Origin of the sequence: Kribbella sp. NPDC006257 (genome assembly GCF_040613535.1) — a bacterium.
Lineage (GTDB): Bacteria > Actinomycetota > Actinomycetes > Propionibacteriales > Kribbellaceae > Kribbella.
This window is the reverse complement of record NZ_JBEXSJ010000022.1, coordinates 40,121-54,695: the sequence shown is the minus strand read 5'-3', so window position 1 is coordinate 54,695 and position 14,575 is coordinate 40,121. Positions and strand designations below refer to the sequence as shown.

Annotated in this window: 15 protein-coding genes and 1 pseudogene; 11 read left to right on the top strand and 5 right to left on the bottom strand. The window is 66.1% G+C overall.

The window, feature by feature from the left end; translation table 11 throughout:
• Positions 1–2: 2 nt before the first annotated feature.
• Positions 3–470, top strand: a complete 468-nt coding sequence (locus ABZ004_RS25210; protein WP_355683340.1) for a DUF1203 domain-containing protein — start codon at positions 3–5, stop codon at positions 468–470.
• Here the strand turns inward: ABZ004_RS25210 and ABZ004_RS25205 are convergent.
• Positions 459–2,672 (bottom strand): hypothetical protein, encoded by a 2,214-nt coding sequence (locus tag ABZ004_RS25205; RefSeq protein WP_355683338.1) that lies wholly within the window; start codon positions 2,670–2,672, stop codon positions 459–461. The two genes, ABZ004_RS25210 and ABZ004_RS25205, sit on opposite strands and share 12 nt — an antisense overlap.
• A gap of 241 nt (positions 2,673–2,913) precedes the next feature.
• Here ABZ004_RS25205 and ABZ004_RS25200 point away from each other — a divergent pair.
• From ABZ004_RS25200 to mscL, 3 genes and pseudogenes are all read left to right on the top strand, one after another.
• Positions 2,914–3,192 (top strand): annotated as a pseudogene (locus ABZ004_RS25200) (FmdB family zinc ribbon protein); the annotation flags it as partial.
• A gap of 149 nt (positions 3,193–3,341) precedes the next feature.
• Complete coding sequence (locus ABZ004_RS25195) at positions 3,342–3,977, top strand: hypothetical protein (protein WP_355683336.1); 636 nt, start codon at positions 3,342–3,344, stop codon at positions 3,975–3,977.
• Between the two features lie 139 nt (positions 3,978–4,116).
• A complete protein-coding gene (gene mscL, locus ABZ004_RS25190) occupies positions 4,117–4,536 on the top strand; it encodes a large conductance mechanosensitive channel protein MscL (RefSeq protein ID WP_355683334.1) in 420 nt (139 codons plus the stop codon).
• A 172-nt stretch (positions 4,537–4,708) separates the two neighbouring features.
• On the opposite strand, the gene ABZ004_RS25185 is transcribed toward mscL, so the two are convergent.
• Together ABZ004_RS25185 and ABZ004_RS25180 are read right to left on the bottom strand one after the other, a co-directional pair.
• Positions 4,709–5,197: a GNAT family N-acetyltransferase gene (locus ABZ004_RS25185; RefSeq protein WP_355683332.1), complete on the bottom strand. Its 489-nt coding sequence runs from the start codon at positions 5,195–5,197 to the stop codon at positions 4,709–4,711.
• 44 nt (positions 5,198–5,241) lie between these two features.
• Positions 5,242–5,382 carry a hypothetical protein gene (locus ABZ004_RS25180; protein WP_355683330.1) on the bottom strand — a complete coding sequence of 47 codons (141 nt, stop codon included), beginning with the start codon at positions 5,380–5,382 and terminating at the stop codon, positions 5,242–5,244.
• A gap of 288 nt (positions 5,383–5,670) precedes the next feature.
• Here ABZ004_RS25180 and ABZ004_RS25175 point away from each other — a divergent pair, with 288 nt between their 5' ends.
• The 5 genes from ABZ004_RS25175 to ABZ004_RS25155 all read left to right on the top strand — a co-directional run bounded on the left by ABZ004_RS25175 (position 5,671) and on the right by ABZ004_RS25155 (position 10,319).
• Complete coding sequence (locus tag ABZ004_RS25175; RefSeq protein WP_355683328.1) at positions 5,671–6,285, top strand: hypothetical protein; 615 nt, start codon at positions 5,671–5,673, stop codon at positions 6,283–6,285.
• Between the two features lie 134 nt (positions 6,286–6,419).
• Positions 6,420–7,754: an alpha/beta fold hydrolase gene (locus ABZ004_RS25170; protein ID WP_355683326.1), complete on the top strand. Its 1,335-nt coding sequence runs from the start codon at positions 6,420–6,422 to the stop codon at positions 7,752–7,754.
• A 92-nt stretch (positions 7,755–7,846) separates the two neighbouring features.
• A complete protein-coding gene (locus tag ABZ004_RS25165) occupies positions 7,847–8,341 on the top strand; it encodes a SigE family RNA polymerase sigma factor (RefSeq protein ID WP_355683325.1) in 495 nt (164 codons plus the stop codon).
• Positions 8,338–8,934 carry an META domain-containing protein gene (locus ABZ004_RS25160; RefSeq protein WP_355683323.1) on the top strand — a complete coding sequence of 199 codons (597 nt, stop codon included), beginning with the start codon at positions 8,338–8,340 and terminating at the stop codon, positions 8,932–8,934. The genes ABZ004_RS25165 and ABZ004_RS25160 overlap by 4 nt, the downstream gene beginning before the upstream one ends.
• 92 nt (positions 8,935–9,026) lie before the next feature.
• Positions 9,027–10,319 carry a hypothetical protein gene (locus ABZ004_RS25155; protein ID WP_355683321.1) on the top strand — a complete coding sequence of 431 codons (1,293 nt, stop codon included), beginning with the start codon at positions 9,027–9,029 and terminating at the stop codon, positions 10,317–10,319.
• Positions 10,320–10,369: 50 nt separating this feature from the next.
• Here ABZ004_RS25155 and smpB read toward each other — a convergent pair whose 3' ends face one another.
• Positions 10,370–10,849 carry an SsrA-binding protein SmpB gene (gene smpB / locus ABZ004_RS25150; RefSeq protein WP_355683319.1) on the bottom strand — a complete coding sequence of 160 codons (480 nt, stop codon included), beginning with the start codon at positions 10,847–10,849 and terminating at the stop codon, positions 10,370–10,372.
• A 578-nt stretch (positions 10,850–11,427) separates the two neighbouring features.
• Between smpB and ABZ004_RS25145 the strand changes: the two genes are divergently transcribed.
• Both ABZ004_RS25145 and ABZ004_RS25140 read left to right on the top strand, forming a co-directional pair.
• On the top strand, positions 11,428–12,936 hold the full coding sequence (locus tag ABZ004_RS25145) for a toll/interleukin-1 receptor domain-containing protein (RefSeq protein ID WP_355683317.1): 1,509 nt from the start codon (positions 11,428–11,430) through the stop codon (positions 12,934–12,936).
• Between the two features lie 274 nt (positions 12,937–13,210).
• Positions 13,211–13,894 carry a hypothetical protein gene (locus ABZ004_RS25140; RefSeq protein ID WP_355683316.1) on the top strand — a complete coding sequence of 228 codons (684 nt, stop codon included), beginning with the start codon at positions 13,211–13,213 and terminating at the stop codon, positions 13,892–13,894.
• Positions 13,895–14,045: 151 nt separating this feature from the next.
• Here ABZ004_RS25140 and ABZ004_RS25135 read toward each other — a convergent pair whose 3' ends face one another.
• Positions 14,046–14,330, bottom strand: coding sequence for a helix-turn-helix transcriptional regulator (locus ABZ004_RS25135; RefSeq protein WP_355683315.1), 285 nt, complete (start codon positions 14,328–14,330; stop codon positions 14,046–14,048).
• Positions 14,331–14,575 lie beyond the last annotated feature (245 nt).

Below are 14,575 nucleotides of genomic sequence, written 5' to 3'. Positions count from 1 at the left end.
GCATGAACAGCGACCTCGAATATCTCCCCGTCCCGGCGGCCGGCCTCGACCGGATCCGCTGCAACGGCCATGACGACTACGGCAACCCGGTGGTGGCCCGGACCGCCGACGCCGGTACGCCGCTGCGCTGCTGCCTGCGCCTGTCTGCTGCTGGTGAGCAGATCGCGTTGATCGCCTTCCAGCCGTCGGCCCTGGGCGGACCGTACGCCGAGATCGGCCCGGTGTTCATTCATGTGGACGAGTGCCCGGGTCCGGTCGACGACGGGTTCCCGGCGGACTTCTTGGACCGGCGGGCGATCCTGCGGCCGTATGACGCCAGTGGGTCGATGCTGGACGGCGTACTGGCTGAGCCGGGGATGAGCGAGGGTGAGCTCAAGCGGCTCTTCGACGACCCTCAGGTGCAGGTGGTGCAGGTGCGGAACGTCATCGCGGGCTGCTGGAACTTCTCCGTACGCCGCTCAGCTAGCTGACTTGGTTGGTGCCGGCAGCTCGTAGACCTGGACCGTGCCTTTGCTGAACCGCCAGTGGGACCGGAGTTGCTCCGGCGGGCTCTGGATTTTGGTGTCGTAGACCAGCCAGCGCACGCCGTACTCCGTCCGCAGGCGGTCCAGCTTTGTCGGGTCCCGGAACGCCTCGTCGTTCAGGGCGAGGAGTTCCGGGTCCCAGAACGGGCCGTTGGTCGCGTTCTTGCTGCTCTGCGCGGTCGGTGTGTAGGCCCAGCCCTCGACGAGCACCCTGCGTTCGGCGTACGCGGACAGCCAGAAGTTGCGCGTGTCACAGCGGGCCGGGTCGTACGCGGGCATGCAGTGCGAGTTGGTGGCGAGCCGGTCGGTGACAGCGGAGTGATCGCGGATGTAGCGAGCAGCTTCGGCGCCGCCGTCGGGAATCTGCCTTCTCGTGTGCCTGCAGTCTGGTTTCTCGGGGCCGGAGACGCAGACCTTGTCGCCTGCTGTGGTCACTACGGTCTCCGGCAGAGCAATGCAAACCACGCCGAGGATGACTGACACGCCTAGGCCTCCAGATCTCCAGGTTTCCGGTGCTCTGTGCAGCAGGAGGGTGATGATCGCTGCGACGAGTAGGACGGTCAGCCAAGGCGCGATGACCTGCAGGCTGACCATTGCGATGCCCTGAGTCCTGAGTGGTCTGTCTGGAGTCGCTGCGCTGAGGACCTTGGCCAGTACCGCGCCTGCCGCTGCCGCCAGGAGCATGCGGGGCAGGGCGACCTTGTCGAAGAGAAGGGTGAGGCCCCAGGCCGAGCCTGCGATGGCGAAGGGGAAGGCTGCGCGGACGAAGTACAGCTGGCTGAAGCCTGGATGGCGTAGAAGGGCGCCAGCTGCTAGGCCGGCAACTAGGAAGCCGATCAAGAAGATCGCTACTGGGTCCTGCCATCTGCGCTTCTGCAGGAAGGCGAGCATGCCGATGCCGGAGATCGCCCAGGACACCACGAGCGTGGCGCCCGTAGTACCGAGAACTACTACTGCCGCTGCGTGACTGCGGTAGTGACTGCTGAAGCCCACCTGGGTTGCTAGTGCTCGGAAGCTCTGGCCTGGCTCAAGGCCGATACCTGATGAGCTTGCACTGAACAACGCGACTTGGGCGATACCTAGAGCGAGCAGGCCGACCACCGTCAGGCCGACTTGAGTCCGGTCTGGTTTGCGGCCTGTGACCAGTTGAAGTACGACCACCAGCACCATCGCGGCGACCAGCATAGGGACGAAGGACGCCTTCGCTCCTGCCAGCGCTGCGATGCCTACTGCGAACAGGATCCAGTTTCCCTTTCGGCTGTCGTGCCGGAGGAGGCAGACGATCAGCCAGACGACTGGGAAGGCCAGGACGACCGCGAAGGCGTGGGTGAGGCTGTACATGAGCACTGCCGTGGCGAACGGGGCCTGGCTGATCAGCTCGCGTCCGCCCCAGCCGTAGACGTCGAAGCTGCTGACGAGCAGGAGGAGCCAGGCGGCTAGCGGACCTGCCCAGGAGCGCTTGGCGAGTCTTGTGGCGAGGGCTGCGACCGAGAGGATCGGTAGGAGAGCACAGAGCATCGGGAAGAGCCTGCGGAGCAACAGGTCCATGTCGATGCCGGTCTGCCAGCTAGTGGCGGCGACCTCGGCGTGCAGGAACCAGTGGTAGTTCAGGGACTGGCCGATGACGTATGGGATCTCTCCCGGCATGTGGTTCTTCAGCTCACCGGCGAGAGCGAGTTGGTAGGACATGTCGCTGTACTGGAACGCGGCGTCCGGGAAGGCGATCGGCTCGATCGCTAGGCCGTTGCGGGTGATGACCCAGAGTCCGAGCACCGCGGCTGCCGATACCGACCAGGCCCACCAGGGTCTTGCCGGAGCACGCTGGGTCCGCCAGTTGGTTCGTAGTACGGGCACTGCCAGGAAGGCGACCAGGGTGGCGGCGGGGACGACGAGAGGCAGCAGCGGTACGCCGATGGCGCGGCCGGGGATGTAGGTCAGGATCGAGAGCGCCAGGCCGGTGCCCGTGCCGAAGGCGAAGTCGGCCGCGAAACCGTCGACGTTACCGCGCAGCCACCGCCAGATCAGGACTCCGGGGAGCGAGATGCCGGCACCGAGGTAGAGCGAGAACAGCAGGATGGCGCCCCACGGGGTGCCGTAGCCGGCCAGCAGCAGGCAGGCTGCCGCCCAGATCAGTGCCCCCGGCGTCACTCTCAGTATCCGCCCCAGTGGTCCCACACGGGGAAGACGTTCTGAGCCTTGCTCTGGGTTGCAGGATTTGCCGGTTCTTGCAAAAACTGGTCCATACCGGCAAGCCTGCCCGGTCCGCCGGGCAGGGTCCGGCGCCCGATCGGGTGGCGCGGAATCTGGGGACAAATTGGAATACTTCGGGCCCGTGGCGCATTATTAGCAGTCGAGTAGTAGGAGTGCTAGCGGCCTGAAGGGAATCAACGTGCCGACGTACCAGTACCAGTGCACCGAGTGCGGCAACTCGCTCGAGGTCCGGCAGAGCTTCACGGACAGTGCGTTGACGGTCTGCCCGGAATGCGACGGCGTGCTGCGCAAGGTCTTCAACGCGGTGGGCGTAGTCTTCAAGGGCTCCGGCTTCTACCGGAACGACAGCCGTTCGACCGGCACCAGCACGGTGCCCGCCAAGAGCGATTCCTCTTCCTCTTCGTCCTCCACTTCCTCGGCGCCGCCGTCCTCGTCCTCGTCGTCGGACTCGGGGTCGTCGTCTTCGAACGGCTCGTCGTCCAACGGGTCGTCGTCCTCGTCTTCGACGGGCTCCTCCTCGAGCAAGACGAGCGCTGCCTGATCCGCTCTCCGGCCCCTGTGGACAACCGGGGCTGACCAGCCGGCGAAACTCGTACTTTCTCTGGCATGAACCGCTCACACTCGTTTCTCCGCAACCTCCGCAAAGCGGTCCGCTGGCATCGCCGGTTACTCGCCGGCGTGTCCGCGGCCGCTGCCGTCTACTTCGCCCTGGCCGCCGTCTCGCCCGAGCCGCCGCAGACCGTCGCGGTGCTGGCCGCATCCCGCGATCTCCCCGGCGGAGCTGTGCCTTCGTCCGGTGATCTCCGGACTCTCCACCTGCCACGCGACCTCGTGCCGACCGGCGTACTCCGCCCAGGTTCTGACCTCGCTCGACGGATCCTCGCCACCCCGGTGCGCTCCGGCGAACCGCTCACGGATGCCCGGTTCCTCTCCCCCGGCACGCTCGGCGCCGACCTGGTCGCGTACCCACTCCGCCTCGACGACGCCGACATCGCGGCCCTCCTCCGCGTCGGCGACCAGATCGCCATCTACGGCGCGACCAGCACCGCCACGCCAGCAGCCAGTCTGTTGGCCGAGGACGTCCGAGTCATCACCCTCCCCAACCCTCGAGCCTCTCCCACCAACGCGGCCGGTGCTCTGATAGTCGTTGCCGTCTCCTCCGAAACAGCCGCCCGGTTGGCCCAGGCAACGACCAACTCCCGTCTCACCATCGCCCTCACCGCACCCCCGAAAGCCCCATAACCCCGGCCCGGTCGACCCCGTTCTCTCTGCGGACACATCTCGACGCGATCCACCGCGTCCGGCGCGGGCTCTCGCCTGCACCGCCCGATGGTCCTACGTTTTGCGGGTAAGAACCGCCGCAGGCAGTCAGGTCCCGATCGTGGAGGCAGCGAAAATGCTCAAGGGCTTCAAAGAATTCATCATGCGCGGCAACATCCTCGACCTCGCCATCGCGTTCGTGATCGGCAGCGCGTTCGCGACCGTCGTCAAGACCGTGGTCGACAACCTGGTCGCCCCGCTGATCGCCTCGATCGGCGGCAGCAACGTCAACGGGCTCGCCTTCCACATCGTGGATGGCAACGAGAAGTCGCTCGTCGACATCGGCGCGATCATCAACGCCCTGATCGTGTTCGTCCTCACCGCCGCCGTCGTCTACTTCGTACTGGTCGTGCCGATGAAGAAGATCCAGGACCGTCGCGCCGCGGCAGCCGCCGCCGGCGTGGAGCCGGAGCCCGAGCCGCTGACCACCGACCAGCAGCTGCTCGTCGACATCCGCGACGCCCTCCGCGCCCGCCCCTGATCCCTCGCACCGGCGAGGCGTGCCACATCGGACGCCTCGCCCCTCGATCGGACAAGCCCGGCGCAAACCGACCGCACGCCTCGCTCCCGACCACACAAGCCCGGCGCAGCCCGACCCCTCGGCCGGGTGGGACTAGCCCTCGCCCGATCTGCCGGACCGGCGGCAGGAACTACTACTCCTGTTTCTTGGTCGGATATTGGAGCCAGGTGTAGTCGATCGGCTGTGGTTCATTCCATTCGGCAGCCAGCTGAGCATCGACCGGCTGGAAGCCCACTCGTAGATAGGTCTTGATCGCACGCTCGTTGTCCGGACGAACCCGCAGAAAGACGTCCGCGTACCCGGCTGCAAGAGCAGGTTGCAGTAACGCCTGGACGAACGCAGTGCCGATCCCACGCCCCCGGAGACTCGGCGCAACGATGATGCGGGCGAGTTCAACCTCATCTTCCTCGTCGTCCAGCCACAACTCGCCATACCCGACCGGCTCCGCACCATCGAAGTACAGGTACGCGCTGATGTCGTCCGCGACCTTCCGCCAGCCGCCAACCAACTCCGCCGGAAACGGGAACTCCTCCCGCCCGCACAGCAGCGCAACCTCCTGAGTACTACTCGCCCATCCAGCGACCACCGCCGTCTGCGATTCCTCGAACCGCTTCAGCTCCATACCCAACCCCCTCCGACCTCTACCCGCGAAGCAAAGGGTTCTGGTCATCCGTGATGCGGCGGAACCTCGCGCAGAATGCGTTCGTCATCGTCATCGCTCTGCGGGTTCTCGCCCCAGGTCCGAGGGTCGTCGTCCCGCGTCTGCTCCGGCAGCAACGGATCGTCGTCTTCGTACGGGCTACTCATACCCCCAGATTACGCGAGCCAACGACATCCCCACCCCGCAGTATGTGAGCCGCAAGCTCATCCGCCTCGGAGTATGTGAGCCGGCAGGCTCATCCGCCCGGGAGCCGGCGTCGGGATCCAGACCGGCGCGAGCACCCCGAACAGGGCGCAGAGGTTACAGGTCTGCTGCGTTTGACACTCGATCCGGCTCGTGACCGGATAGACGCCGCGCCGTGACAGGAACTACACGGCCAGTGAGATGCGCGTCGAGCATCATGGGACTCCTTGCCAACCCGGAAGGACCGAGTCGTGAGTGCATCAAGGACACGGGGCCTCATCGGAGCATCGATCGTCGTCGCCGTCCTCGGAGTCACCGCCGCCTGCGGTACCGAAGACAGCGCGAGTCCCGGTGCCCAGCCCACCCAAACGCCGACCACCACCGGCACACCGACGCAGCCCAGCACCACCCCGCCCACCCCCAGCGGAACGCCGAGCATGGACTGCCCCGACACCATCGCCGCGGTGAAAGCCGCCACGGACAAGGCGATCTGGGGCAAGGGCGCGGCCAAGTCAGCCTTCCACCCGGTCAGTGTGACCATCTGCCAGTACGATCCAACGGCAACTGGCCAGGCCTACGCAACAGTCAAGACCCAGCGGATGGCAGCGAAGGCGACCGCGCTGTTCGACCTGGTCAACAGCGCGAAGCCGGTACCCAAGAAGCCGAACATGTGCACCAAGGAACTCGGCCCGACCTACGTGCTGCGGTTCACCGACAACGATCGCGGCGTGCTCTCCTACACAGCCGAGGTCTTCGGCTGCCGCAGACTGGTGGCGACTTCTCTGGAAGGCCAGGGCAAGCCCGGCGAACTCGCGGCGCCACGGCAGGTCTCCCCCGAACTGGTCAAGTCGCTCGGCCTGCGCTGACCCTCCCTCGGACGCGCCCCCCGAAGCCGTCCGGGCCTGGGTCACCGCCCGGCTTGCGGGTCGCCCACGACGGCGACCCGCAAGCCGGGTGCCAGAGTCTTGTCAGGGATTGTTGGTGACTGCACGCTGACCGCATGCGGCTGATCGTCATCCTGTTCCTGCTCTGCACGGCCGCCTGCTCCAGTTCACCAGCGCAGCAGCAATCCTGCGCAGGCGTCGAAGGCTTCACCTGTACGACGTTGCGCGTGCCTCTCGATCACCGACAGCCGACCGGCAAGAGCCTCGACCTCGCCGTCGTCGCAGCGGACAACGTCGACGCACCCCGTGGCGTACTCCTGATCCTCACCGGCGGTCCCGGCCAACCAGGAGTCGGCCTACTACGACGCGTCCACACATCTGTTGATCCATCGTTGCTTGATCAATATCGACTAGTAATGATGGATCAACGTGGCACAGGTGAATCAGGCATCAATTGCCCATCCCTGCAGACCGCTATCGGTGGCTCCGACTTCCTCACTCCACCGACCAGTGCCGAACAAGACTGCGCCCGCCGGCTAGGCCAGGCCCGCGATTACTACGGCACACCCGACACCGTCGAGGACATCGAGCTCCTCCGCCAGTCGCTCAACCAGGATCGCCTGACGCTCAACGGCACGTCGTACGGGAGCTTCACCGCGGCGCAGTACGGACTGAAGTATCCGAACCACGTCCGCTCGATCGTGCTGGACTCCGTCGTGCCACACGGCGGCATCAACCCGTTCGGCCTCGACCTGATGGCCGCGACCGGCCCGATCCTCGCCGCGACCTGCCGGCAAGACCCCGCCTGTACTACGGATCCCGTGGCTGACCTGGCCTGGTTGGTGCAGCACGGCAAGGTCAGCGGCGTCGACATGCTCGAGTCGCTCTCAGTCCTCAGCCTCAACGCGGTGAACCCATCACTCAAAGGCATCCCCGCGACGCTGCATGCAGCCCGAGATGGTGACGACGCCGGCCTCAAAGAGCTCCTCCAACAGGCAACCAGCCGCAACATGGCGTACGACGATCTGTCGGCCGGGCTGCACCTCGCGACCTTCTGTTCAGACCTCCGCTTCCCGTGGGGAACCTCCGCAACGCCGATCGCAGAGCGCCCTGCAGCACTGAAGACGGCATTAGCCCGTTTGAATCCAGCCCAGCTCTACCCGTACGACGTGGCGACCGTGCGGAACCAGCTGATGGTCGACGGCTGTCTGAGATGGCCGCCCGCACGCGCCTCGGCGTACCCGGCCAGTCAGACGCTGCTCCCCCGCACCTTGATCCTGCAGGGCAGCAACGACCTCTTCTGCCCGGCGGCCTGGGCTACCTGGGAGCGGGACCATGCGCGGGACGCCCGACTGGTCGTAGTACCGGGGAACGGGCACGGCGTACAAGGCAGCCGGAGCGATCCGACCGGGCGGAACGCGGTGCGCGAGTTCCTGCTCTCCGACGGGTGAGACGCAACTGTGTGTGAAAGGTTGCAGCACCCTGGGTAGCTCACTGCGTCTAATAGGTGTGAGGTGTTGTACGCCCGAGCTGGGAGTTGCGAGTGGATTTCGAGGAGTACGCGTCCGCGCGCGGACAGGAACTGGTGCGTCTCGGCTTCACCGTCTCCGGCGACTACCAGCGGGCGGAGGATCTGGCCCAGATCGCGCTGATGCAGGCGTTCCGGTCCTGGCGGAAGGTGGAGCGGGCCGACGACCCGCACAACTACGTCCGGCGGATCCTGATCAATTCGTACCTGTCGATGACGCGTCGCCGGTCCTTCACCGAGGCCCCGGCGGCCGAGATCGACACCGACCACACGGTGCCCGACCCCGCCACCGACATCGTGAACTCCGACCACCTCTGGCGAGCCCTCGCCACGTTGTCGGCCCGGGAAAGGGTCGTCCTGGTCCTGCGCTACTACCAGGACATGGACGACCGGACGATCGCCGACCTGCTCGGCATCAAACCGTCCTCCGTGCGAGCGACCGCCAGCCGGGCGCTCGCAACGCTGCGGAGAGCGAAGCAGTCCCACCGTGTTGATGAGAGGTTGCCGTGAGCAAGACCGAACTCGAGGAAGACCTGCGCGCCACGTTCGAGCGTGCGGCTGCTTCCGTCCCGCTGGCTCCTGATCTAGCCGGCCGCGCGACCACCGGCGTACGGCAGGCCCAGCGCCGTACCTGGATCGCGTCCGGCGCTGCCGCCGCCGCGATCGCCGTGGTCGCCGGTGTCGGCTTCAGCCTCAACCACGGCAGCACCGCCACGCCACCGGCCCCAGCGGCCAGCAAACCGGCGCCGGTCACGGCCGCCGTCATCCCCGCCGCCCAGGCACTCCCCGGCACCTGGCGACCGGTGAAGCTGAGCGGTTTCAGCACGCTCAAGGAAGGCCGGCCCGAGGATCCGACCCTGACTTTCCGCACCGACGGCACCTGGATCGGCTCGGACGGCTGCAACAGCCTCGGCGGGACCTTCACGATCGGACAGCGCGGCGAGTTCACCAGCCACGCGAAGGGTCAGCGGCTGGTCGAATGCGGCAATGTGCCGCACACCACAGTTCTTGCCACGGCCCGGCGGATCACCGCCGACCAGTCGACGCTGACCTTCTACGCCGGCGACGGGCGTGAAGTTGCGACTTACGCTCGCGCACGGTAGTCAAATTTGCTTGCGGACGGTGATCGGCTATTGACTATGGGTCGTCCGGACCCGGACCATTCACGGAGGCCGTCCACCGATTGGGGAGCTTAGTGCGACTCTCAGCTACCGTCCCGCTGCTCGCGCTCTGCTCGCTGTCACTCACTGTCGCCTCGGTGTCGACGCTGCCCACCTCCGCCTCGACGGCAGCTCCGGCCACCTGTTCGCATGCGGATCCGACCACCACGTCGCAGAACGCGGCCCGGCTCTCCCAGCCGACCAGCGCCAACGACGCGCGCCCGCTCGGCCAGGCGCTCGGCGAAGGCGTCTCGGCCGCCGTCCGCTCGATCGAGCCGCTGACCAACACCGGCCGGCCCACCTCGGGCCTGCCGTACGGGTTGAGCCAGGGCATCGTCGGCATCCTCGGCTCGCCCGAGACCGGCTACAAGGTCGTCCTCGACGACTCGGTCACCGACGATTCGAAGTACAAGGCCGCCGTGAGCCGGAAGGTTCCGGAGCCCGGGCTGAAGATGCTCACCGTCGAGCGTAGTTGCCGCTCCGCCCGCTCGATCGCCGCCGCGTGGAACAAGATCGGCGCCCGCAACTGGTCCCCGGACGCCGCGAAGACCTCGTTCACAGCAGACCTCGACCCGGCCAGCGAGAACATCCTGGTCGAGTACGACAAGGCCACCACCTCGGCCGCGAGCATCGCCGGCCTGCGCGCCATCGACGGCGTCTCGATCGTCGCCGGCAGCCCGCAGCGGACGACGCGGCTCAGCGACACTGCGACCGGCGGCCACTGGGGTGGCGCCCGGATCACCTCGACCACGAAGAACTGCAGCGCCGGATTCTCGGTCGTCATCCAGGCCAGCAACACCCGCGGTACGGTCACGGCCGGCCACTGCGGAGGCGTCGGCACTATCTGGCACTCCGGCTCGAACTACTACGGCACCACGACGGTCCGGACCAACTACCCCGACTACGACCAGTCCCTGCTGTCCGGTAGCTCGTACGGCGCCAAGATCTGGACCGACGGCCCCGGCGACAGCGTCGACACCCGCACGGTGACCGGCGGCGGCGACCCGGCGGTCGGCACGAAGATCTGCCAGTCCGGCTCCTTCAGCACCTCGCTGTGCAACATCACGGTCCGTTCCACCAGCGCGAAGTACTGCGACGCCGACGGCTGCACCACCTACGTCATCCGCGCCACCCGAGGCGGCCTGGTCACCATCGTCAGCGGCGACTCCGGCGGCCCCATCTACACCCGCCCCAGCGCGACCACCGCCACCATCCGCGGCCTGGCCTTCGCCGGCTCCGGCTGCACCGCCGGCCGCTGCACTACCCTGTACGCCGAACGCTACGACTCCATAGCCGGCCACCTCAACGTCCGAGCCCTAGTCGGCTAAGCAACCTCACACCTCGCTCCCCCACCTCGCCGAAGGCCCGTGCCGATCGGTCAGTCCGAGCGGCCCTTCAGCCGACGGCTCACAGCTCGCTCGGCCTCGCGGTTCGCCTCGCGCTCGGCGAGCACCTGCCGCTTGTCCCACGTCTTCTTGCCGCGAGCCAGCGCAATCTCGACCTTTGCCCGACCGTCCTTGAAGTACAGAAGCACCGGGACGATCGTCAGCCCGCTCTCGTTGACCTTGCGCTCGATCTTGTCGATCTGCGCCCGATGCAACAGCAACTTTCGCTTACGCCGCGAACCGCCCTCGAACCACCGCGATTGCGAGTATTGCGGAATGTGCACGCCGTGCAGCCAGATCTCCCGCTCCTCGACCATCGCGAAGCCGCCGACCAGAGAAGCCCGCCCAGCCCGAAGCGCCTTCACCTCCGGCCCCTGCAACACGATCCCGGCTTCCCACGACTCCCCCAACTGATACTCATGGGCAGCCTTCCGGTTCCGCGCAACCACCGGCTCAGCCTCAGGCTTCTTCACCGGCAGCTCTCCCTCAACCCTCAACCCCGCGGCCAGACGCCCACCGACGCAACCGCCGACCCGCAATTCCGTAGGTGCCCCCGGCAGGATTCGAACCTGCGGCACATGGTTTAGGAAGCCGTTGGACCGCATGAACTGCGCTCAACAGGGCCATCCCTGGCCAACTCTGCTACGCCCGGAAATCACTCTGGTCGCGTCCACTTGACCGGAGTTTATCCCCAGAAGCATCCCCAGGGGGCAGGCCTATCGCCTCGATCTCACGGTGTCAGATCGGATCAGATCGTTTGGCTTGGCTCCTCGCTCTGCCGCGGCGCGGCCGATCTACTACTTGCCTTGTCCCATGCTCATCCCTCAGGTGATGAGCGCAGACGTCGGGACCGGAGGTGCGCACTGCGCCCGATCGTGAGAATCGCCGGGGACGGAACTGGAAGACCGGCCAGTGGCCGTCGCTCGTGGCCGGCGGGGAAAGCCGGACGCCGGCGCGAGGACCGGACGGGCGTCAACAGAGCTGTCTGAATCAGTGACTACAGGTTCGCTTGCAAGGCATCAGTTGGCGTCCGCGACCTAGACTGCCAGGCATGAGCCGCGACGAGGGCAAGCACGTCTTTGTGTCATATGTGCACGAGGACAGTACTGAGGTAGACAAGCTCTGCACGGTGCTGGAAGCGGCGAAGGTCCCCTACTGGCGAGACCGGAACTCGTTGGGTCCGGGCGACGCCTGGAAGGCGAAGATCCGGGAAGCCATCAGAGGCGGTTCGCTGGTGTTCCTGGCGTGCTTCTCGGACAACTCCCGCGGCAAGGGCAAGTCCTACATGAACGAGGAGCTGACTCTCGCGGTCGAGGAGTACCGGAAGCTGCCTCCGGGGCGTACGTGGCTCATCCCGGTCCGCTTCGACTCGGGCGCCGTCCCGGAATGGGACCTGGGCGCGGGTAGGACCCTCAGCGATCTCAACTACTCCGATCTGTTTGGAGACGGCTACGCCGCCCAGGCTGCGTCGCTGGTGACCACGATCCATGGCGTGATGGGTGACAAGCAGCTCGGGTCCGCCGCTGCGCTTGAAGCAGTTGAGCAGGCAACCTCCGCCGATCGCGCCGACCTGCTCAAGAAGCTCACCAAGGAGATGTTGGTCGACCCCACGCGGCGCATCGAGCTCGACGACCTGGTCTCGCAGGAGGTTCAGCGGGTCTTAGGTGCACTCAGCGATCCTGACCACGTGAGTGGGCCGCTCGGTGGGAGCAGCGACGAACAGGTGATCCGGCTCGCCACGGAGGCGCAGCAGTTGTGGGAACTCACCAAGCCGTTCTGCGGGTCGCTACAGGTGGCTGCACGGTGGGGGACGCCCGATTTGCTGGGCCCATGGTCCAGCGGGTTGAGAGCGTTCGTCCAGGCGCCGCTCAAGATTCAGGGCGGCGTACAGGCGCTGCTGGCGCTTCGACACCTCCCAGGCATGGTGGCGTTGATGACTGCTGGGCTGGCAGCTGGATCGGCTCGGAGGTGGGAGAACCTAAAGGCACTCCTAGTTGATCCCTCGGTGCGGGATCGTCACGAGTCCAGGCCACAAGCTTTGCTGGAGGCAACGAACCCGTGGGCGCCGTTCGACGGCAACGACTGGCTCCCCAACATCCTCGCCAGGAGTGAACTGAAAGAGAAGCCGTTCGATGATGCTCTTGCAGACTTCACCGAGAATCGCGCCACCAAGTACTACACGCCCACTGCAGAGTGGCTCCACGCTATCCTGCGGCCCATCTTTCTAGATCAGTGGCCGGACGATGAGGCCTACGCGGCCGAGTTCGACCGAGCGGAAGCCATGCTTGGGGTGCTGGCGCAGGACGCTGTCAACGTCCGTATCGCTGCTGCTGGCGACGGACGAGCCTGGGGTCGGTCGCGTTGGTTCGGACGCTCGACCTGGCGGGCCGCGCACTTTCACGGGAACCCAGTGGAGGACATGCAGCATGAGTTCGGGACTGAAGGCTCCATGTGGGGACCACTGCGCGGTGAGCTCTTCGGCGGCGACGTCGGCCGCGCCAAAGCGGCCCTAGACAGATACGCAGCGGACTTTGCGGCGCAAGTGGGACAGCGCTTCTGAAAGTTGCAGGTCAGCCACCGCGATGGTCACCTGTCGACGGGCTTCGTGCTTGGCGGCCGGAAGGTCCCCGAGCGGGTATGTCCCACACGGGCCGGCGAGACGTTAACCGATCGATGAAGGGTGGGAGTGGTAGCCCGCAGGATGCTGCGAACTGTTTCGTGCTAGCGCCTGACGCCGGTTGCGTGTGGACACGCGGTACGCCGTACCCAACGTGTTCCTGTCTGGACACAATGGCCTGACTTGCGCAGCTGACGTCAGGGGTGGGGAGACGCCGATGCCGGATTCAGCAGGATTCGCGTCCTGGTCGACTGTTGTCTCGATCGCCTTCGGTTCTTCCGTCCTGGGAACGCTCGCGGGCAAACTGCTCGACCGGGGCGGTGCTCGCAGTGAGACCATCCGTGACGGGTACGCCGACGCGGTGAAGGCCATGAATGCGTGGGGGCAGTTCCCGCTGCGGGTTTATCGGCGGGTTGACGATAGTGCCCAGACGCTCGTGCGGCTGGAGGCTCTTGCTGCGGATAGCAAAGAGGCGTTGGCTTACGCCACTGGCTGGGTGAGTGGTGAAAGCGTTGAACTGGGCCGCGTCTATAACGCGCTGGTCCAACTGCTGCGCGCCGAGGTCACCATCGCCGCACGATTGGCGTGGTCAAGTCCGCCTGTCTCAACAGGGAATGGCATGAACATCGGCGCCATCGCAGAGGCGGATGACCGAGCCGCCCCAGACGCCGGCCAGATGCCTGCAGAGTGGATGATCTTGCAAGAATTCTCCAGCCTCATCCAGTACCGGATCGGCTGGCGCCGCTACTTGTGGACCCGGCCCCTACTTCGCCGCAGGATCGCTCAGCGGCGAATCATCGAGCGGGCCAAGGCAGAGTTCGCGAACCACTCTGCCCGTCTGCTCAACATGCGCCTGGTGATGGCAGCACAAGAACGCGGCGAGGCTGTAGATCGAGGCTGACGTTGACGGAGATCCTCTGATCCATCGCTGGCCCAGCAGCCGATCCAGTGGCTACTCTTCGCCAGAGGTGCCAGTGGTCCCCGGCGAACTCGCTTCCCACGGCCTGCCTAGCCCGCGTGGCGCCTGAACCCCGCGTCGCGCTAGTCGGGCGTCACCCCCGTCGGCGGTCGAGCCCCAGCACGCGTAGATCCTCCTCATCCACGCCGCGCAGCAGCTCGCGGAGGTCGACCTCAAGAACGCGGCACAGCTTGATCATGTCCGCCATCGTCACGCGCCGGCGGCCATTCTCCAGATCACCCACCACCGGCGGGGACCAGCCGAGATCGGCCGCAAGATCGGCCTGACGCTCCTGTCGTCGGGCGCGGATGGCGCGCACGTTAGCCGCGATCAGCGCATCGACCGGCTCGGGCTTGGCAGGCACATCCTCATCGTTCACAATCCTTCTCCCGTTAGCGACTCGCCAATACCGCCATCTGATAGCTCTGAACAGATAGAGAACGCTTATGCTTTCATCAACAAGACATTAGCGTTCTCTAAGCGGTAAATCCGCTCTATCGATCGGGGAGACGAACTTGAGACGTGGAGCCGAGCTGCCATGACTCCGAAGCACACTGACTCTGAGTACTATTCGGATGCGCAGTGGGAGTCCATGTGGATCGCGGAACATCGTGGGCACAAGGT